Here is an 18,272-nt window from a genome sequence, read left to right on the forward strand (position 1 = left end):
CGCTTCGCAGTCACCGTTCCCGCTAGCTGATCAGCCGGCTCTTCTTCCAACTGACCTTCGGTTGCGCGGTACGTTCACCAGTCGGCTCACCCGCCATAATGTATTGCTTTGCCAAGTGATGGGTCAGGAACCCCAGTGTAACTCTATCCAACATATTGGATTTGGGACCTTCAAGGCCTGTCATCAGACCGTCTTTGACGATCAGATTTGCATCATTCAGAAGCTTAACGGCGGTGTCTTCGACAAAAAACTTTAGATGGGTGCGGTCAAGAATTCCAGAATCTGCGTATGCAAATCTGCGTTGGAAAAGCAGGGGAAGAGTCACGCTCAGATGCGCGATGTTTGGAACAGAAACAATCACGCGCCCACCATCCATGAGGAGGTTCCTGGTGATGGCCTGAAGCGTACGAGTTGGGTCCGGGACATGCTCAAGGACATCAAGCAACAAGATCAGGTCGAACTTGCTAGCGACCTGTGATATCAAATGGTCGATGTCTCCGATAATCGCGACATCGGCATGCTCTTGCAGGTCGGCCTCAAGTGCTGGATTGAGCTCGACACCGCATGTCGTGACAGCGGGGTAGATCGACTTAAGCCACATCAGTGTGAAGCCTGCGCCAGGTCCCACTTCGAGTATCCGAGAGGCGCGGCTGGGCAGCAATGACCGAATCTCGCGGCGAGAGCGGCTATAGTAGTTTTTCGTAGCCGAGCCATGCGTAACGTCGGCGTGTCGCTGCGTTTCACTCATTTCAATTCTTTTTGCGGCCTCCAAGCTCATTGAACGACGCTCCTTCTGGAAACCTCCATTTGCCCCATTCCGTGATCTTCGCCAAAGAACGGCTTTCGCGATTCACGCCTTGTGGCGGTCGCAACAAGATCGGGCGCAAGTATGGGAAACAGGAGTTGCAACATCGGCCCGGTTGGATGCGGAGCGCACCTTTCAATCCTCTCGATCGCCAGACCGGCCCGCGCACACCAGCTTTGAATTTTTCCGGCTGTCGTGTTGTGGATCCCTACTGCCTCGAAGCTGCCCCAGCGCTGAAAGACGTTGCTGGTCTTCGCGCATTCCCAGGTGTAACGAACAGACGGTCGATTTGGCGTGCTTATGATCACCCTTCCGTCCGGCGCCAAGAGATCGACAAATAGCCTGAGCAGATGTGCCGGATCACGGACGAATTGCAGAACATCGACGAAAAGTAGCCGGTCAAATCGCTCCGCTTCAATTTTCGCTCTCGCCGTTAAGACGTCTCCTAACACCACCTCAGCCCCGAGCTGAGCCAGGCCGTTGCCCAGAACGGGGTCGAGAGGTACAGCCACCACGCGGTTCCCTCTCTCCAGCAGTCGACGCTCGTTTGCCGCGGAGCAGGATCCAATCGAAAGTACGGCAGCGCTTTTCGGTACGCCGGACAACACTTCGTCCCTGGCCCGCTCGTAATAGTCTTTCGAATACATGTTATGCCAGAGCCTAGTCTCGACACTGAATAGCGGAACCGCGTTTTGTCCCTCACGCGCGATCCGCATCAAGACGGACAGTTGTGAGTCCAATTGGTGACGGTCGATGCCGAGCCGGTCGATATATTTATTCGGTAAATGTTGGGCCGAGAAATCATCAATATTGGAAATGGGGATCAATTTCTTGAACCCACACTGCGTGTATGGATCAGTCGCAGCAGTGCACGGCAGGTCGTACTTGCCTTCGTGAGGTCCGACCAGAAATCCGCCGGACGCAATTGCTCTCGCAAGCTGCTGCTGGGTGAGCAAATAGCTGGCGGCATGTTCGTTGGTAAAAATGAGCAAGGTAGTAATCACCCCTGATCTTTACCGATGTGCAGTCCCAGTGGAAAGAGCCATGGGCCTGCGGGTAATTTAGTTCACCGCTTGGCGCTTTCTCGACGAGCATTAATCCGGCAACTTCGTCCTCATTCAAGACTAAAGTCACGTCAAGAAACGATCTGATGTTCCTTTCAGTTATTAAGATATCGTCTTCGGAATAAATGAACAAATCATACTGATCAACTCGCCCTGCAAACAACTCCTTGTGTGCGAAGGGAAGCGACCAGGGATTCTTATTGGGAAGGCCAACGATACACTCGATGTCCGGGGCTGGCTTCTTGTCAATGTTGGATATGATTACGAGGTCCACGTCGAACGACATGGACCGGTACTCTTTAATCACTCGATCCAGGTAGGCATTATTGGCAGTCCCATAGCTCGCGATCACGACCAAAAGCCGCAATGCCTTCTGATGGGCGATCCCCGAGATCATCGTTCCAACTCTGCCCGCACCGCATCGGCCACCCTCAAGGTATCCTCCGCGTCCATCTGTGCATAAATGGGGAGCAAGATCGACCGATCCTGGGCAAGTTCGGATTGACGCAGATCCTGCCCCTGGGTGAGGCTTGAATAGGGCTGCTCACGGTGGGCGCACATGATGCCGCGGCGGGTCGCAATGCCCTTATCGAGGAGATGTTGCATAACGATGCGTTGGTCGAGGCGGTCAGGGAGACGCACGCAATAGCTCTGCCAGTTCGATCTGGCCCACGCCGGCTCGGTAGGTAACCGCAGGCCTTCCAGATTGCCAAGCTGTTCGGCATATCTAGCGGCGACCGCTCGCCGGCGTGCTACCAGTTCTGGAAGTCGCTCGAGCTGTCTGCGCCCAATTGCGGCCTGCATATCGGTCATTCGGTAATTGTAGCCGAGAACAACGTACTCCTCGAAGATCACGGACGACGAGTTATGACGCACCGTATCCGGAACGCTCATGCCGTGCTGGCGCAGCAGCTTGAACTTGCGATCAAGGTCGGCATCCGCGGTGGTGAGCATTCCACCCTCACCGGTCGTGATCACCTTTCGCGGATGAAAGGAAAAGCACGCAATATCGCCACGGGGCTTGCCAATCGGCTCCCATTCCCGGTCTATCCGGATCTGCGATCCGGCGGCACAGGCGGCGTCCTCGATCACGGCGATCCCATGGCGGCGGGCTATAGCCATGAGCGCTGCCATATCACAGGGCATGCCCATCTGATGGACCGCTATGATCGCGCGCGTTCGCTCAGTGATGGCTTCGGCCAGCCGAGCGCAATCCAAATTGTATGTTTCGGGATCGATATCGACAAAAACCGGAATGGCGCCCTGATGCCGGATGACGTTCGCGGTCGCAATGAAGGAGTGGCTGACCGTGATCACTTCATCGCCAGTGCCGATGTCCAACGCCGCCAATGTGAGCTGTAGGGCGGTCGTACAATTGGAGACGGCACAGGCGTGCGGTGCGCCGACAAGTGCAGCGAACTCGCGCTCAAACGCCGCCACCTGCGGGCCTTGCGACACCCAGCCCGATAGCACGACCGCGCGCGCAGCGTCAGCCTCTTCGTCCGCCAGGAGCGGCGCCGCGATCGGAATCACGATGCCGCCGCCTGCCGCTGGCGGTCCGAAGCGAGATCGCGTTCGGATCGCCACCATTTCACGAGATCGGCGAGCCCTTGCTCAAGCGAGACCGTAGCGCGGAAACCCAGCAGACGCTCCGCCTTGCCCGTCGATGCCAGCCGGCGCGGCACCGGATTGACCGAGCGCTCCGGCGCGAATTCCGGTGTCAATCCGCGGTGTCCCATCACGGACGCAAGCACCGTCGCGAGCTCGGTCAGACTGGTTTCAGTGCCGCTCCCGACGTTGAAGACCTCATCAGTAACCTTTGCCCTGGCCGCAAGGATGTTGGCACGCGCGATGTCGCGGACGTGGACGAAATCCATGGTCTGGCGGCCATCACCAAAGATAGTGGGAGGCAATCCGGCTTCCAGGCGCTCCATCCAGCGGATCAACACCTCGGTGTACCGTCCGTGGATATCCATTCGGCTGCCGTAGACGTTGAAATATCGGAATGCCACATAGTCGAGGCCGCATGCATCGTTGAAGGTCCGCAGGAGCCCTTCGTTAAACGCCTTGGCGGCCCCATAAAGAGTCCGGTTGTTGTACGGATTGTGCCGCTCGGTCGTCGGAAACTCCTCGGCCATACCATATACGGATGCCGACGACGCCGCGATGATCTTCTCGATATCGTGCTTGATGCACAACTCCAGCAGGTCGTAGGTGGCATCCACCATGACTTCCTTCGCCAGCCGTGGTTCGGCTGCACAATGGGTAATGCGAAGTGCGGCCTGGTGAAAGACGATATCGGCGGCCTTGACCAGCGCCTCCATCAGCTTGCGATCGCGTATGTCGCCGTGAACCAGTCTCACCGGCCCGCGCCCGAGCGCGCGCCGGAGATTTTCCGGCCGGCCTCTGATCATGTTGTCTATTGCAACAATCTCGATACAGCCCTCGTCGCAGAGCAGATCAACGATATGGGAACCAATGAACCCTGCCCCGCCGGTGACCAGAACGCGCTTTCCCTTGAGATCAATCAAGACGCTCTCCTGTTGTGAGACCATGTCATGACGCTTTGTGGATTCTCCGCCCGGTCGCTGACGGTTTCGCTGGGCCGCAGGGCCGCCGCGTTCCTCAATGTAGAGACAACTTCGTCGGCTTGTTCCAGCAGCATCTCCGGATAAATGGGAAGAGAGAGCAACTCGTTCGCAAGCATCTCAGTGACGGGGAAATCACCGGCACGATAGCCGAGTTCTGCATAGGCTCTCTGCAGATGCACCGGAACGGGATAGTGGATCCCGGAACCAATGCCGGCATCACGCAACAGCGTCAGCGCGTCATCGCGGCGCTGCAACCTGACCGCATAGACATGATACACGTGACGGGTGTAGCGAGGCGGCTGTGGGCGCGCGAATGGGAGATCGGAAAGCAGTGCATCGTATCGCTCAGCGAGCGACCGTCGCGCTTCCGTCCAGCGCTCGATGTAATCCATCTTGACGGTCAGTATTGCGCTTTGAATTTCGTCCATACGATAGTTGTATCCGGGGATGATGTGGTCGTATTTCGCCTCCTGCCCCCAATCGCGCAGCAGTGACACGCGTCGAGCGAGGTCAGGCCGATCGGTTACGAGCGCCCCACCCTCGCCATACGCTCCAAGATTCTTGCCGGGGTAAAAGCTGAAGCAGCCCAGATCGCCAATCGAGCCTGCGCGGCGTTCCCGGTATTCCGCACCGTGCGCCTGCGCGGCGTCCTCAATGACGACCAGACCGTGACGACGCGCGATCGCCATTATCGGATCCATGTCGGCCATCAGCCCGTGGAGGTGAACCGGCACGATCGCTTTGGTTCGCGGTGTTATCGCAGCTTCGATCAAGCCGGGGTCCATCGTCCACGTCACCGGGTCGACATCGACAAACACCGGCCTGGCGCCGCTGTAGAGAATGGCCGCGGTTGTCGCGACGAACGTCATGGATACTGTGATGACTTCGTCACCAGGTCCGACTCCCGCCGCAAGCAAGGCAAGGTGAAGCGCGGAAGTGCCGCTGTTCACCGCGCGGCAATGGGCGGTCCGGCAATAAGTCGCAAAGCGCCCCTCGAAGGCCGTCACTTCCGGCCCGAGCACAAAGTGCCCGCTGCTGACGACCCTCGCTAGCGCCACGTCGATTTCCGGCTTGATCTGGCTATATTGGGCTTTCAAATCCAGGAAGGGTATCGACATTCAAGACCTTGGATTGGGGATAAATAATAGAACAAATAAACTCGTATTATTATATTTAATCAAGTATTAAATTTGATAACCGCATCTTCGATTTACGAATGTTATGAAGCGCGCGTGACCGAGCCTTGCTCGCTCAGAGCGATGTTTTCAGCTCTGGACAGAATCCGAGCCGGCACTCCGGCGACAATGGCTCCGGGCGGAACGTCCTTCGTCACTACCGCACCCGCACCTACGGAGGCACCTGCACCGATCGTCACACCGCACAGAATGGTGGCGTTCGAGCCGATGGAAGCTCCGCTGCCGACATGAGTGCGCTGCAGTGTCCAGTCCGAAGCCTGCTGAGGACGACCATCCGGGTTTGTTGCTCTCGGAAATTTGTCGTTCGTGAACATCACTCCGTGACCGACGAACACTTCGTCCTCAATTGTGACGCCCTCGCAGATGAAGCTGTGCGATGATATTTTGCAACGAGCACCTATCTTTGCCCCAGCCTGGATCTCGACAAAGGATCCGATCCTGCTCTCGTCGCCCACGACGCAACCATACAGGTTGACTAGGTCCGAATGGAGGATGCGGACATCGCGGCCAAGCTCGGTGTCAATTATTGGCATGTCAGTTTTCCTGTCTCTACAGTCAAGCAAGCCTACGGTACCGGGCGCGACGAGAGCAGCCTGGGCGCCATCTCGGCGAGATCCGCCGCCGCTTCACGAAGCTGCTGCAGCAGAGGATGACCTGTCACCATCAGTCCCCACAGCCAGCAGAAGGCGGCGACCACCAACGCTGATACAATCCCAACAACGAAATTAAGAATTCCCGCCTCGATCAACACCGCACAGGTGGCTGCGCCTGAAGCGGTCGCCAACGTGACGACACCGCTCTTCAGCAGGGCGCGGCCAAACTCGGCCGGCCGTAGCGCCAGATGCGGACTGAGGTAGTATATCGCCACCGCTGCTTGAAATGGCAACGTCAGCAAGGCGCACGCTGCAACTGCCTCCACGCCAAAAAAAGACGCACCCAAGAGGGCAAGGAGCGATGGTGGCAACGAGATAAAAGACGAGACAAGCGCGTCGCGCACGCGCCCAACGGCCACGAATACGGGATACGTCAGGCACGCAGCGAATAGCGCCAAATTTGCAAGGCAAAGGATGCGCACTAGCGGCACTACCTCCAGCCATGCTTCCCCCAGCCAGAGCAAAACGATCGGCCTTGCCATAATCGCTATGAAAGTGAGGAATGGCCACTGTACGGCGGAAAGCAGTTGGACCGCGTCGAGATATACGCCCTTTAGATCTGCCCCGGCTGCACGCCTCGTCACGATCGCGGGCATGACGATCGGGTTCAGCACCTGCGTGACGAGCCTGTCGAATACCTGGGTCAGGTTTATTGCCCGGCTATAGAGACCAACGGCAGTAAAATCGAGAATCTTTGCAAGAAAAAGCTGCGGTGCAAGGTTGTAGAAGATATTGATGGCGCTGACGCCGCTAGAAAAGAGACCGAATTCGAGGACGTCTCGGTATTCGGACAGCGAAGGGCGCAACACACCGAAATCCCGATACGAGCTCAGCAGCATGGCCGCGAGAACCACGCTCCCTGCCGCACCACCCCAGATCGGAGCCATGTAGCTGAAGTGCATTACCGCCAGTCCGATCGAAACCAGTGCGATCGTCATGTTGCTCGCAAAATTGCAGATCGCGAGCGTCCCAAACTGCATGTCGCGGCGAAACAAGGCGGCCAACGTTCCGGAGACCGGGAGAAGGAGAAGGTTTAGCGCAGAAACCTCGATACCTCGCCTCAGACCGTCTTGCCCAAACAGTTGCGATATGACGTCGGCCGAGGCCCACAGGATCAGCGCAACCGCCAGCGAGATCGCCCAGGTGATAGTAAACGCTGTGCGAACGGTTCCGCGCGATAGCTCGCGCTTCTGAATTAGGTAATTCGCCCCGCCAAATTCCTGAAAAGCGGCTGCGATCACGGCGGTAAGAGCGTTGACAACCGCGAAGACCCCGAACTCGCTCGGCGTCAGCAGCCGCGAAAGCACTGCGGTCGAGACGAGGAACAGCACAAGGCCCGCATAACGGTCCACCGCAGAAAACAGGACTGAACGCTGTACTGAATTCATTGCAACTCCGTCGCGGGGCTCGGCGGGCGAACAGCCACGACGAAGCCGCCAATTAAGCCGTGGCCCGAGCCCGCTCCGGTAGCCTGCCTGGCAACTGCCTGATGGCGACTGGTTTGCCCTGTTCTTCGATCGATCGCGAAGCCGCCTCAAGCACCTCGATCACTCGCAGCCCAGACATCCCGCCGGAGATCGGCTGTCCGCCGGTGCGCACGCAGTCGATAAAATGCTCGACCTCCGTTTGCAGCGCTTCCTTAGGCGAGATATGCGGAGCCCACATGTCGCCGGCGCGATATCCGATCCGAAATTGATGTGCACTCTCGGGAGGCCTATCAAGGGTAATTCCTTTGTCATACACCTTTACCTTTTCGGTCGGCTCAAGATCGTCGTAGACGATCATCTTCTTGCTGCCACCGATGAACGTCTGGCGTACCTTGACAGGCGAGAGCCAGTTGACGCTGACGTGGGCCACGCATGCGTTGGGGAAGAACAATGTGATGTGGGCCATGTTTTCCGGCGAACCGGCAACATGGCACGAGCCCGTTGCGGAGACCGCGACCGGTTCCTCATCGAGGATATGGTTGATGATCGAGATGTCGTGCACCGCCAAATCCCAGATCACATTTACGTCTTTTTGAAACAGCCCGAGGCTCGAGCGTATGCTATCGTAATAGTAGATGTCACCGAGCTCTCCCTTCAGCAACAGCTCACGGATCTTCTGAACCGCTGGCGTGTAGAGAAAGGTGTGATCGACCATCAACGTCAATCCGCGCCGGTCCGCCTCGTCGATCAAGCGGGACACGAGCTCCGTGCTCGGCGCAAGGGGCTTCTCAACCAACACGTGCTTGCCAGCCCTTAACGCCGCAATCGCCAGCTCGTAATGTGTATGCACGGGCGTAGCTATAGCGATTGCATCAATCGAGGCGTCCTTCAGCAGATCGTCATATCGAGGTGTGGTTGATACCCCCGGGTAAACCTGCCTTATGGCGCCGAGCCTGCCTGGATCAAGGTCGCTGACGCTGACGACCCGGGCGGCCGGATTGATAGAGAAATTACGAACGAGATTAGGGCCCCAATAGCCATATCCCACGACCCCGATTCCCAGCTGGCTATCTCGCATACTGACCTCGATCCATTCGGGAGTTAACGCCGCCTATACGTTATGTCCGCGCCGGCATATCCTGCCATATGCCTCGCGTATCGATGACGTCGAGGTGCCGGCGTTCTGCTAGCGGCACCATTTTGAATTCATCATGATCGACGAGGACAATCGCGATCTCGCAACTGCGCAGGGCTTCCTCGATATTCACGAATGCGACACGATGATCGGCCAACCCAGGAGGCAGACGGCGCAGATTCGGTTCAACAACCTTGATCCGTTCACCGTATTTTGCCGCGAGATGCATGGCTATCTCCATCGCCGGGCTTTCACGCACGTCGTCGACATTCGCCTTGAAGGTCAGTCCACAACAAGCAACGTTCGCATAGGGATGATCGTCGATCAGTGCCTCTGTGCGCTCGATGATCTTTTGCGTTTTGGCGTTGTTCACTTCTCGGCTTGTTCGCATCACACGGGCGAGGTCCGGCGCTGAGTCGATGATGAACCAGGGGTCGACCGCAATACAGTGCCCGCCCACTCCTGGTCCCGGCCGCAATACGTTTACGCGAGGGTGGCGGTTGGCGATATCGATCACTTCCCAGACATTGATGTCGAACCTGTCGCAAATCAACGAAAGTTCGTTGGCAAATGCTATGTTGGTATCGCGAAAGGCGTTTTCCGTCAGCTTGACCAACTCTGCCGCGCGCGCCGTAGTACCGACGCAAGCGCCGCGAACGAACATTTTGTAGAAGCGCTGAGCACGCCGCGTGCAGGTTGGCGTAATCCCGCCGATGCACCTGTCATTGTTGATAAGCTCGGTCAAGATCCGCCCCGGCAGCACGCGTTCGGGACAGTATGCGACGTAAATCGCTCCATCTTCCTTGCCGTTGACGCCAATGTGCAACTCTGGCCTGCGTTCAACGATCCGCTTTGCAATGACTTCTGTCGTCCCAATCGGCGATGTCGATTCAAGGATGACAAGGTTGCCTGGCGCGAGAAGATCTACGATAGAGTCGACTGCCGCATTCACGCTTGACAAGTCTGGACGGTTTTCGTGATCGATCGGTGTTGGCACTGCGATGATGAACACGTCCGCCGGCTGCGGATGTCTGGCCGTCGTGAGCGCACCACTCGACACGACCTTGGAAACAAGGCCATCCAGATCGGGCTCTGCGATGTGAATTCTGCCAGATGCAACGGTATCGACGATGCGCTCATTGGTATCGATACCGACCACCTGCAGCCCTCGGCTTGCAATCAGCGCCGCGGTCGGAAGTCCGATATAACCAAGTCCAATGACATTGATCTTTTGGAATTCAGGCATCGAGAAGGACCTTCACGATCCGCTCGCTCGCGTGCCCGTCACCAAACGGATTGTGCGAACGCGCCATGGCTGCATAAGTCTCGTCATCGTCGAGGAGGCGAAATGTCTCCGCAACAATCCTGTCGTAGTTCGCACCAACCAAGCGCGCCGTTCCCGCTTCTACTCCCTCGGGTCGTTCGGTTGTCTCGCGCATCACCAGGACTGGCTTCCCGAAAGTGGGAGCCTCCTCCTGTACGCCGCCCGAATCTGTCAGGACCAAATAGGACAACGCGAGCAGGCTCACAAAATCTGTATACTCTTGAGGGGAAATAAGGACGACCCGCGGATGGTCCGAGAACCGAGACGCAAACATGTCGCGGACATTCGGATTTGGATGCACGGGGATCACCACGGCAACGTCCTCCCTCCGCAGAATCGTCTCCAACGCGTTTACGATATTAAGGACGCCGCCTCCGAAATTTTCCCGGCGATGGCAGGTCACCAGGATGATGCGCCGATTGCCGTGACGCTTCTTGATGCCGTCCCATCGGCACGAGAGTCGTGGATCGGATTCGACCATGGCTTTCGCGAGGATGAGAGCGTCCACCACCGTGTTTCCGGTAACGTGAATGCGGTCATCCGAGACATTTTCGGCGCGTAACGCGCGCGCCGCGCGCTCTGTCGGGGCGAAATGTTGGTCGGCAATCGAGCCGACGATCTTGCGGTTCACCTCCTCGGGCCACGGCGCGAAGATGTCACCGCTGCGCAGCCCGGCCTCGATGTGCGAGACCGGTATTCGGTGATAATAGGATGCCAGCGCACCCGTCATGGCAGTCGCTGTGTCGCCCTGGACGATAACCCTGGTGGGCTTCAACTTTTCGAGGAGTTCGCCGATTTGTCCGAGCAGACGGGCGGTCAGATGATCGAGAGTCTGATCGGGCGTCATGACGTTCAGATCAAAATCCGGGATCACTTTGGCCAGCTTGAGGACTTGGTCAAGCAAGTGCCGATGCTGGGCAGTCGCACAGATCGTTACGGAGACGTCCTTGCGCTTCTCGGCCTTGAGCCGGTTGATGACTGGAAAGAGCTTGATTGCTTCCGGCCGGGTTCCCAGGAGAATGAAAAAATGCTTGCGCACGCCTCACCCTCCGATCCGGCTCGGACCAGGCGGAACGGCGCGGGGCGCGCCAAGCGGGTGCCGCAGCGCCTGCCTGATAAGGGCTTGCGCCAGAACGCCCGCAAACAGCGTGTTCGTCGTGGCGTATCGCCACCACATCCGCCCAGGCTCCTGATAGATGCGGTACAGCCATTCGAGGCCGAGCCTCTGAATCTGGATCGGCGCGCGCCGAACAGCGCCTGCTAGAATATCGAATGCACCACCGACGCCCATGATAAAAGGTATGCCGAGATCATCGCGGTACGCGGCCAGAAAGCGCTCCTTCCGGGGGGTTGGCATGCCGATGAAGAGACAATCGGCCCCGCTGGATTGGATGTCCCGGACGACGTCATTCTCCTGCTCGCGTTTGAAGTAGCCGTCGTGCCAGCCCGCAAAGACAAGTGAAGGATGCCTCTCGCGCGCCACTTGCACGGCCTGCTGCAGTACGGCGGGAGTGGCTCCCAGGAAGTAGGGCTTGAAGCCTTCATGCGCACATACCACGAGCAACTCGGCGAGGAGATCCACACCCGCGACTCGCGACGTCGCCGGAAGCCCGAGTGCTCGAGCGCCCCAAGCAATGCCCATGCCGTCGATGCCGACAACGTCGCTGTTGGCCACATCGGCCGCGAGCACGGGATCGGATCGCATGTTGACGAATTTAGCGACGTTCAGCGCCACATGTTGCAGCCGTCGCCGGCTGTGCATGGCCCCGCGCGCAAGATCGACGGTTTCCGACATTGTCAGCAGGTCGATGGGGCATCCCAGAAACGAGGCGCGCATTGGAACCATCTCCTAGAAAATCCGGCCGGTTTAAGTTTGCATTTTAGATTAATATTTATATAATACGTGACCGACATTTAATTGCAAGATTTAAATCAAGCACGGCGGCCGAATTCCACAAAAATGAGAGGGCGGCCGCGCAACCGGGTGGGCCGCAGATCTAACAGGATTAAATGGAGGAATTAACTGATGATTTCGGTCGTTATTCCCCACCTCAACCAGCCTGATGCGCTGGAAGCCTGCTTGCGCAGCCTGGACGCACAGACCCTGACGCGTCACGCGTTCGAGATCATCGTGGTGGACAACGGCTCGGCAACGCCCCCAATGAACGTCGTTGCTGGTCATCCTGGTGTGCGGCTGCAGCACGAAAAGCATCCAGGTCCCGGCCCGGCGCGAAATGCAGGCGTCGCTGCCGCCAACGGCGAGATCCTCGCCTTCATCGACGCCGATTGTAAGGCCCATCCGGATTGGCTGAGCAGTGTGGTGAGATGGTTGCGCTTGTCACCGGCAGGCACAGTTCTCGGGGGCGACGTTCGCATTTGGCGGCCGGAAAATGCGGAGCTTGACGGCATTGCGGCTTACGAAAGCGTCTTCGCTTATCGCTTCAAGCTCTATATCGAGCGCCACGGCTATTCCGGCACTGGCAATATGGCGGTGTTTCGCCGCGACTTCGATCGCGTCGGCCCCTTCGCTGGCATTGATGTGGCCGAAGATATGGAGTGGGGGGAGCGTGCGCTGCGCGCCGGACTTCGATTTCGATACACCCCTGAAATGATCGTCTTCCATCCGGCCCGGGGCTCTCTCCGGGAACTCTACGCCAAATGGGATCGACACATCGCGCACTATCGCAACATGGCGGAAGGTAAGCCTATTTGGCAATTGCGCTGGATCGCGCAGGCTCTGCTCGTCCTCGCGTCACTCGCGCCAAACGCCGTGACTGTCCTAACCAGCGACCGCCTACACGGTAGCGGCGTGCGTCTCAAAGCCATTGGCGTATTGTGCGCGGTCCGAGCGCACCGCGCCGTGACGATGCTCTCGCACCTACGAGGCCGCCGAGCAGTCGCTTGGAACCGTTAGCGAAACGCCAATCCTGTCAGGCGCCGCCAAAGGCATAATTATGGGTCAGCTCCTGCAAGTCGATACGCCGGCCGAATGACCAAAGGATCCAACCCAGTTCGTAGCTGCGGCACTCAAGCCGAAATTCGACGTCAGCGCCGTCGATCAGCCGCTCCCCGTTTCCGAGCCAGGCGTTCTTGAGCGCGCGCAATACCCGCGGTGCCTTTGTTGTCGATTCGCCTTTGCGGACCTGCGAGCGGAGGGTCAGGTTCAGTTCAGGCACGAGCATGGCCCGGCCCAGTTGGTTATGGCCAAACACCCAGTTGAATCCCTTTACCAGCGCGTCCCGCGATCCCCGCCGCCCGAAGCGCTCGGCCCACTCCAGCAGTGCCGGGGCCATTCCATACTGATGTACCGAATAGACTTCATAGAAATCAATGACGCGGCCGCTCTGCGCGTCGAAGAACCAAGGCCATTCGCCTTGTGGGCCTTGAAGCGCGATCAGGTTGCGCACACAGGTATCCGCCATGACAAGCGCGGATGCGTCGCCGGCGAATTCGCCATATTGATAGCAGGCGATTGAGAGGTAGGTCTGCGCCGCAAATGACGAGAAACGGCGTCGAAAGGCGAACGGTGCATCGAAGAACAATCCTGATTCGCTGTGAAAGCGTTCCTTCAGGAAAAGATAAAGCGGTCTAGCGTAACGCACCCACTCGTTATCGCCCAACCTCGCTTGAGCCACGATTCCCGTGAGCAGCATGCCAAGATCTTGCGCACGGAAGCTCCTCCACCCGGACTCATCGCCAAGAATGGCTCTCAGCTCGCATTTGACCGACTCCGGTATTGGGAGGCCGAGCTCGGCGGCGGTCCATAACGCCATACCGAAAGCGTACTTGCGTACCGGAAGCCTCGTGAGTAGCAGAACGTTCCGACGGAATATTTCGGGCACGTCAATGCCACTTGGAATCTCAGCGACGCGCGACATCCCGAGCAGAACGTTGAGGGTATAAAATACGTCGCTGCTTGGTACCGACTCGTTTGGCGAAGAACGCCCATCAAGATGGTATATATGCGACCACCGGCGGTGTTCAGGTAACCAACAACGTTCCAGCCCTTTGAGGGCATAGTTCACCAGCGGTGAATTTTGCGAGAGCTTACTCTCCGCCGTCGGCACCACAAGCTTCACCCCAAGATTCGAACTAATGATCATGGTCAATTCGCCATCCCAAGCCGGGTTAGTATTCCCGAATACTTTCATCCAATCCGCGTAGCAATGGGTAGAGGAAGTAGGAAATCACGGTGCGCTTTCCGACTTTCATTTCGGCCGTCACGGCCATGCCTGGAATCAGTTGAATGCGCTCAGGCGGCAGCCGAAGGTGCGCGTCGGACAAATCGACCAGTACGCGGTAATAGGGAGCTGGCGCGCGGCGCACACCTTCGGCTTTCGGGTCCGGCGAGAACGTGTCCTGGCTGATGACGCGGACTTCGCCCGTTGCAGTTCCATACTTCTGGAAAGGATACGCTTCGAACTTGATCCGGACAGCTTCTCCAACCGCCACCTGACCAATATCTCGACCCTCGACATTGACCTCCGCCTGGAGAGGCACATCACGAGGAACCAGGACAAACAGCGTTTCCGCTTCGCGAACCACCGAGCCGACTGTCCGGTTTGCGATCTCCAGCACCACGGCATCTGCCGGCGCCTGCAGGACGATCAGCTGCCGACGAAGGTCGGCTTTCTTCAATTCCTCAGCTGCGCTATTGCGCTTCGGGACGGTCTCCACCAGTTCCTGGTAGGTGGTGCGACGAAACTCCTCGGCGAAGACCTTCAGGTCAGCCCGAGCCTTATCCAGCCGATGCGTACTATCGGCGATACTTCCATGAACGCGCGCCAAATTGCTCTCGACCTCGAGCCGCGCATCGCGAGACAATAGGAAGTTCAGCCTCGAACCGACCTCCTTGTCCATCAGTGTGGTGCGCATAGCTTCAATTGAACGCATCGTGTCGAGTCGCTGAATGAGAACCGCCTCTTCGTTCTGCGCCGTCTTAAGATTGGCCTGAGCGGAAGCGATCTGTGCGTCGTAGTTTTGGATCTGCGCCTCATAGGCGGCCCTCCTCTGCAAGAACAACTTGCCCTGCAGGACCTGGTCCGCATTCGAGAGCTCGGTGACGGAATACTGGGTTCCATTTAGTTCGGCGCCCAGGCGATCGATCGACGCATCGAATCCAGCCACTTTGCCGCGCAGTTGATCGAAATCCGCCTGCGAGAAAGTCGGATCGAGCGTAGCCAGAACGTCGCCGCGGTTGACGCGATCACCGGCCTTGACGTGGATCTCGCGTATGACCGACGTTTCCAATGGCTGCACGACCAGGTTTGGACGTATCGTGGTCAATTTTCCCTGCGCCGTGACGATCATCTCCACTTGCGATACGGATGCCCAGGTGACCGCGAAGGCAATCACTGCAAGCACACTATAGAGAGTGAGACGCGCAATCCGCGGCGGCGCTTGCTGCTCGACTTCGGTTGCATCGGATTGGAATTCGACGATTGCAGGCGCTTGCCTCGGCACTGACCTGAATAGCTTGCGCCGTCGCTCGACCGTTCTGGCCAGGACCAGACCGTCCGGCTTCGTGTCCGCGCGTGATTGCCTTGTCTCCTTCATGCAATCTGCTTCATCTGTTGGTTCCACAAATGCCTGTAGATGGTGCATTTCGACAGGAGGTGGTCGTGACGATCCACGTCAACGATTCGGCCGCGGTCCATCACCAGAATCTGGCTTGCTTCAGTCAGCATTGACAGCCGATGCGAGACGATGATGACGGTACGCCCTGCCGCCAAGCGGCGGAGATTGCGCCTGATGATCATTTCGCTTTCGGAATCGAGCGCACTCGTCGCTTCATCGAAAATCACGATCCGTGGATTGACAATCAAGGCCCTCGCAATCGCGAGCCGCTGCTTCTGCCCGCCGGACAGGTTCGAGGCATCTTCCTCGAGCATGGTGTCGAAGCCACGGGGCAATCCCTCGATGAACTCGTCGGCGCCTGCGAGCTGCGCCGCGGCGACGACCTCGGCAAAGGTCGCGTCCCGCTTCACGCAGGCGATATTGTCGCGGACCGTCCCTCGAAACAGGAAATTATCCTGCAAGACGATTCCGAGGTTTCGGCGCAGGTGCGCCAGATCGAGCTCCCTTGAATCATATCCGTCGATACGGAGCAGCCCCTGCTGCACCGGATACATGCCCGAAATCAGCCTTGTGAGTGTCGTCTTGCCGGAACCGCTCCGGCCCACGATTCCGAAAATCGAACCCGGCTCGACGGCGAAGGAGACATCATCAAGCGCCGGCGCTCCCTCAGCTCCGTAGCGAAAAGAAACATTCTCGAACTCGATTTCGCCGGCGAGGTCGGGACGCAGCCCATCTTTCTTACCATCACGCTCAGGCTTCTGATTCATCACCTCGCCGAGCATCTTCACGGCAAGAGCAACTTCCTGGTATTCATGCACCATGGTCACGAGCTGGACCAGTGGTCCGGAGACCCTCCCGGCCAACATGTTAAAGGCGACCAGGGCGCCGATTGTCATTTCTCCAGCGAAGACATCGAGTGCTCCGACGGCGATGATCCCAAGCGTCATGATCTTCTCGAGAAATCCGGTGAGCGCCTGGGCGCCGGCGGAGATCTTCTCAACACCGAATCGCATGGTCACCGACTGTGCACAGCGGCTATCCCAGATCCTGCCCTGCACGGGCTCCATCCCCAGCGACTTCACCGTACGCATACCATGAACTGTTTCGACGAGGAGAGCCTGCCGCGCACCTTCCGCCTGGTAAAGATCGTAAAGACGTCGCCGGAAAGGGCCCATGAGCAGGCCGACAACAGCGCCGCTCGCGGCAGTAAAAGCCAGAACCATAAGCGTCAACTTGACGCTGTAGAGCGCAAGTACCGGCAGGAAGACGAATAAGGAGAGCGCGTCAAGGGTGGTTAAGAACAGTCGCCCGGTCAAAAATTCACGGATTCGCGCCGCTTGCTGCATGTGCTTGACCAAGACCCCCGCTGCCATGTGCTCGAAGAAGGTGACCGGCAGCCCAAGGAGATGACCGAACGTCTTTGTAGCAACTCGAATGTCAACCTTATTGGTCGCATAAAGCAGCAGGTAGCGCCGCAGAAAGCCAAATATCGCGTCAAAGACGAGTGCGACGGCCGCCCCAGCCGCGAGTACGTAGAGCGTGGTGAAGCTCTCGTGAACCAGAACTTTGTCGATGACGAGCTGGAAAAAGATCGGGACGACGAGGCCCAGCGCATAGAGCATGATGGCGGCAATGGCGACGTCTCTAAACAGTCGCCATTGAGGAAGCAATTCCGGTACGAACCAGCGGAGGCCGAAACTCCTCCGACCATCCCGTGTCAACTGCTCGCGCTTGATCAGGATGATTTCACCGGACCATTGGGCACAGAATCGGTCCCGCTCGACAACCAAGACCTCGTGCTTGCGGTCGGCGAGCGGGTCGAAGACGCTCACGACCTCGGTGCCATCAGCTCCCAGCCCCGCACCAAGGACAACGATCCAATTGCCATTGGTGAGCCGAGCCAGCGCCGGATAGGCTTCTCCGAGACGAATGAGCGCCCCCCAATCCATTTTCGTGCTTCTCGCACGCAGACCTGCATCCTTCGCCATGCGCAACAGGAGATTCAGCGAGAGTAGCGGAGCGGCTACGGCATAGGCGTGCTTCAGACGCTCGACCGGCAGGTCGATGCCATGATGACCGGCAGTCTTGGACAGGCATTCCAATGCCGTCTGCGTCGCCAATCCAAACGGGTCCGCAACCTTGTCCTTCGCGCCACCAGCGGCGTCGATTTCACCGGAAGTTTGAAGAGACATTATGAGACCGTGGCGTGTTGGGGGCGAGCGCATCGCGTACGACCGACGCACCGCTGTGCGACTCAGCCGGCTGATTCCGCCGGATCACGCCCGCATCGACCAGCCCCTGAAGCGCCTTCTGCATCACATCGACCGAATTGGCGAAGGATTCGACCGAAAAGATCAACCGCTGAGAAAACACGCGTTTCGGAACATTGTTGGCGTCACGCTCCGTCGGTGACTGACTGACTAGATCGATGCGGACGATGGTTCCGCTGACGGTAATTTCTTCGATTCCGTCCGTATAAAGTTCGGCGTGCATCTTGTGT

16 protein-coding genes are annotated in these 18,272 nt (G+C 58.1%); 1 reads left to right on the forward strand and 15 read right to left on the reverse strand.

Annotation, left to right across the window (positions count from 1 at the left end):
* Positions 1 to 22: 22 nt before the first annotated feature.
* From ACVWYI_RS30305 to ACVWYI_RS30355, 11 genes are all read right to left on the reverse strand, one after another.
* Positions 23 to 778, reverse strand: a complete 756-nt coding sequence (locus tag ACVWYI_RS30305) for a class I SAM-dependent methyltransferase (RefSeq protein WP_456663985.1) — start codon at positions 776 to 778, stop codon at positions 23 to 25.
* Positions 775 to 1,797: a class I SAM-dependent methyltransferase gene (locus tag ACVWYI_RS30310; protein ID WP_456663986.1), complete on the reverse strand. Its 1,023-nt coding sequence runs from the start codon at positions 1,795 to 1,797 to the stop codon at positions 775 to 777. The genes ACVWYI_RS30305 and ACVWYI_RS30310 overlap by 4 nt, the downstream gene beginning before the upstream one ends.
* 465 nt (positions 1,798 to 2,262) lie before the next feature.
* On the reverse strand, positions 2,263 to 3,459 hold the full coding sequence (locus tag ACVWYI_RS30315) for a DegT/DnrJ/EryC1/StrS family aminotransferase (protein WP_456663987.1): 1,197 nt from the start codon (positions 3,457 to 3,459) through the stop codon (positions 2,263 to 2,265).
* A complete protein-coding gene (locus ACVWYI_RS30320) occupies positions 3,399 to 4,400 on the reverse strand; it encodes an NAD-dependent epimerase/dehydratase family protein (RefSeq protein ID WP_456663988.1) in 1,002 nt (333 codons plus the stop codon). Before ACVWYI_RS30320 ends, ACVWYI_RS30315 begins: the two co-directional genes overlap by 61 nt.
* Positions 4,397 to 5,578 (reverse strand): DegT/DnrJ/EryC1/StrS family aminotransferase, encoded by a 1,182-nt coding sequence (locus tag ACVWYI_RS30325; RefSeq protein WP_456663989.1) that lies wholly within the window; start codon positions 5,576 to 5,578, stop codon positions 4,397 to 4,399. The genes ACVWYI_RS30320 and ACVWYI_RS30325 overlap by 4 nt, the downstream gene beginning before the upstream one ends.
* Positions 5,579 to 5,679: 101 nt before the next feature.
* Positions 5,680 to 6,189: an acyltransferase gene (locus tag ACVWYI_RS30330; RefSeq protein ID WP_456663990.1), complete on the reverse strand. Its 510-nt coding sequence runs from the start codon at positions 6,187 to 6,189 to the stop codon at positions 5,680 to 5,682.
* 32 nt (positions 6,190 to 6,221) lie between these two features.
* The gene (locus tag ACVWYI_RS30335; RefSeq protein WP_456663991.1) at positions 6,222 to 7,697 is read right to left on the reverse strand and encodes an oligosaccharide flippase family protein; all 1,476 of its coding nucleotides are present in this window, start codon (positions 7,695 to 7,697) and stop codon (positions 6,222 to 6,224) included.
* A gap of 52 nt (positions 7,698 to 7,749) precedes the next feature.
* Entirely contained in the window at positions 7,750 to 8,814 is a 1,065-nt protein-coding gene (locus ACVWYI_RS30340; RefSeq protein ID WP_456663992.1) for a Gfo/Idh/MocA family protein, read from the reverse strand.
* A gap of 40 nt (positions 8,815 to 8,854) precedes the next feature.
* Positions 8,855 to 10,117, reverse strand: coding sequence for a UDP-N-acetyl-D-mannosamine dehydrogenase (gene wecC, locus ACVWYI_RS30345; RefSeq protein ID WP_247443989.1), 1,263 nt, complete (start codon positions 10,115 to 10,117; stop codon positions 8,855 to 8,857).
* The gene (gene wecB / locus ACVWYI_RS30350; protein WP_456663993.1) at positions 10,110 to 11,234 is read right to left on the reverse strand and encodes a non-hydrolyzing UDP-N-acetylglucosamine 2-epimerase; all 1,125 of its coding nucleotides are present in this window, start codon (positions 11,232 to 11,234) and stop codon (positions 10,110 to 10,112) included. Before wecB ends, wecC begins: the two co-directional genes overlap by 8 nt.
* 3 nt (positions 11,235 to 11,237) lie before the next feature.
* The gene (locus tag ACVWYI_RS30355) at positions 11,238 to 12,032 is read right to left on the reverse strand and encodes a WecB/TagA/CpsF family glycosyltransferase (RefSeq protein ID WP_456663994.1); all 795 of its coding nucleotides are present in this window, start codon (positions 12,030 to 12,032) and stop codon (positions 11,238 to 11,240) included.
* Between the two features lie 189 nt (positions 12,033 to 12,221).
* On the opposite strand from ACVWYI_RS30355, the gene ACVWYI_RS30360 reads away from it, so the two are divergent.
* Positions 12,222 to 13,109 (forward strand): glycosyltransferase, encoded by an 888-nt coding sequence (locus ACVWYI_RS30360; protein WP_456663995.1) that lies wholly within the window; start codon positions 12,222 to 12,224, stop codon positions 13,107 to 13,109.
* Positions 13,110 to 13,125: 16 nt separating this feature from the next.
* Here the strand turns inward: ACVWYI_RS30360 and ACVWYI_RS30365 are convergent, their stop codons facing one another.
* From ACVWYI_RS30365 to ACVWYI_RS30380, 4 genes are read right to left on the reverse strand one after another with little or no spacing between them, the layout of a single operon-like run.
* Positions 13,126 to 14,298: a hypothetical protein gene (locus ACVWYI_RS30365; RefSeq protein ID WP_456664591.1), complete on the reverse strand. Its 1,173-nt coding sequence runs from the start codon at positions 14,296 to 14,298 to the stop codon at positions 13,126 to 13,128.
* A 25-nt stretch (positions 14,299 to 14,323) separates the two neighbouring features.
* On the reverse strand, positions 14,324 to 15,751 hold the full coding sequence (locus ACVWYI_RS30370) for an HlyD family type I secretion periplasmic adaptor subunit (protein ID WP_456663996.1): 1,428 nt from the start codon (positions 15,749 to 15,751) through the stop codon (positions 14,324 to 14,326).
* Entirely contained in the window at positions 15,748 to 17,964 is a 2,217-nt protein-coding gene (locus tag ACVWYI_RS30375) for a peptidase domain-containing ABC transporter (RefSeq protein WP_456663997.1), read from the reverse strand. Before ACVWYI_RS30375 ends, ACVWYI_RS30370 begins: the two co-directional genes overlap by 4 nt.
* Positions 17,942 to 18,265, reverse strand: a complete 324-nt coding sequence (locus ACVWYI_RS30380) for a hypothetical protein (RefSeq protein WP_247443995.1) — start codon at positions 18,263 to 18,265, stop codon at positions 17,942 to 17,944. Before ACVWYI_RS30380 ends, ACVWYI_RS30375 begins: the two co-directional genes overlap by 23 nt.
* Positions 18,266 to 18,272: the final 7 nt, after the last annotated feature.

Source organism: Bradyrhizobium sp. LB13.1, from assembly GCF_054056815.1.

Coding starts and splice junctions, on each gene's coding strand:
- ACVWYI_RS30360 (WP_456663995.1), top strand. CDS start 12,222: ATGATTTCGGTCGTTATTCCCCACCTCAACCAGCCTGATGCGCTGGAA.
- ACVWYI_RS30335 (WP_456663991.1), bottom strand. CDS start 7,697: ATGAATTCAGTACAGCGTTCAGTCCTGTTTTCTGCGGTGGACCGTTAT.
- ACVWYI_RS30315 (WP_456663987.1), bottom strand. CDS start 3,459: ATGGTGGCGATCCGAACGCGATCTCGCTTCGGACCGCCAGCGGCAGGC.
- ACVWYI_RS30330 (WP_456663990.1), bottom strand. CDS start 6,189: ATGCCAATAATTGACACCGAGCTTGGCCGCGATGTCCGCATCCTCCAT.
- ACVWYI_RS30380 (WP_247443995.1), bottom strand. CDS start 18,265: ATGCACGCCGAACTTTATACGGACGGAATCGAAGAAATTACCGTCAGC.
- ACVWYI_RS30365 (WP_456664591.1), bottom strand. CDS start 14,298: ATGATCATTAGTTCGAATCTTGGGGTGAAGCTTGTGGTGCCGACGGCG.
- ACVWYI_RS30305 (WP_456663985.1), bottom strand. CDS start 778: ATGAGCTTGGAGGCCGCAAAAAGAATTGAAATGAGTGAAACGCAGCGA.
- ACVWYI_RS30370 (WP_456663996.1), bottom strand. CDS start 15,751: ATGAAGGAGACAAGGCAATCACGCGCGGACACGAAGCCGGACGGTCTG.
- ACVWYI_RS30375 (WP_456663997.1), bottom strand. CDS start 17,964: ATGTCTCTTCAAACTTCCGGTGAAATCGACGCCGCTGGTGGCGCGAAG.
- ACVWYI_RS30340 (WP_456663992.1), bottom strand. CDS start 8,814: ATGCGAGATAGCCAGCTGGGAATCGGGGTCGTGGGATATGGCTATTGG.
- wecC (WP_247443989.1), bottom strand. CDS start 10,117: ATGCCTGAATTCCAAAAGATCAATGTCATTGGACTTGGTTATATCGGA.
- ACVWYI_RS30355 (WP_456663994.1), bottom strand. CDS start 12,032: ATGCGCGCCTCGTTTCTGGGATGCCCCATCGACCTGCTGACAATGTCG.
- ACVWYI_RS30325 (WP_456663989.1), bottom strand. CDS start 5,578: ATGTCGATACCCTTCCTGGATTTGAAAGCCCAATATAGCCAGATCAAG.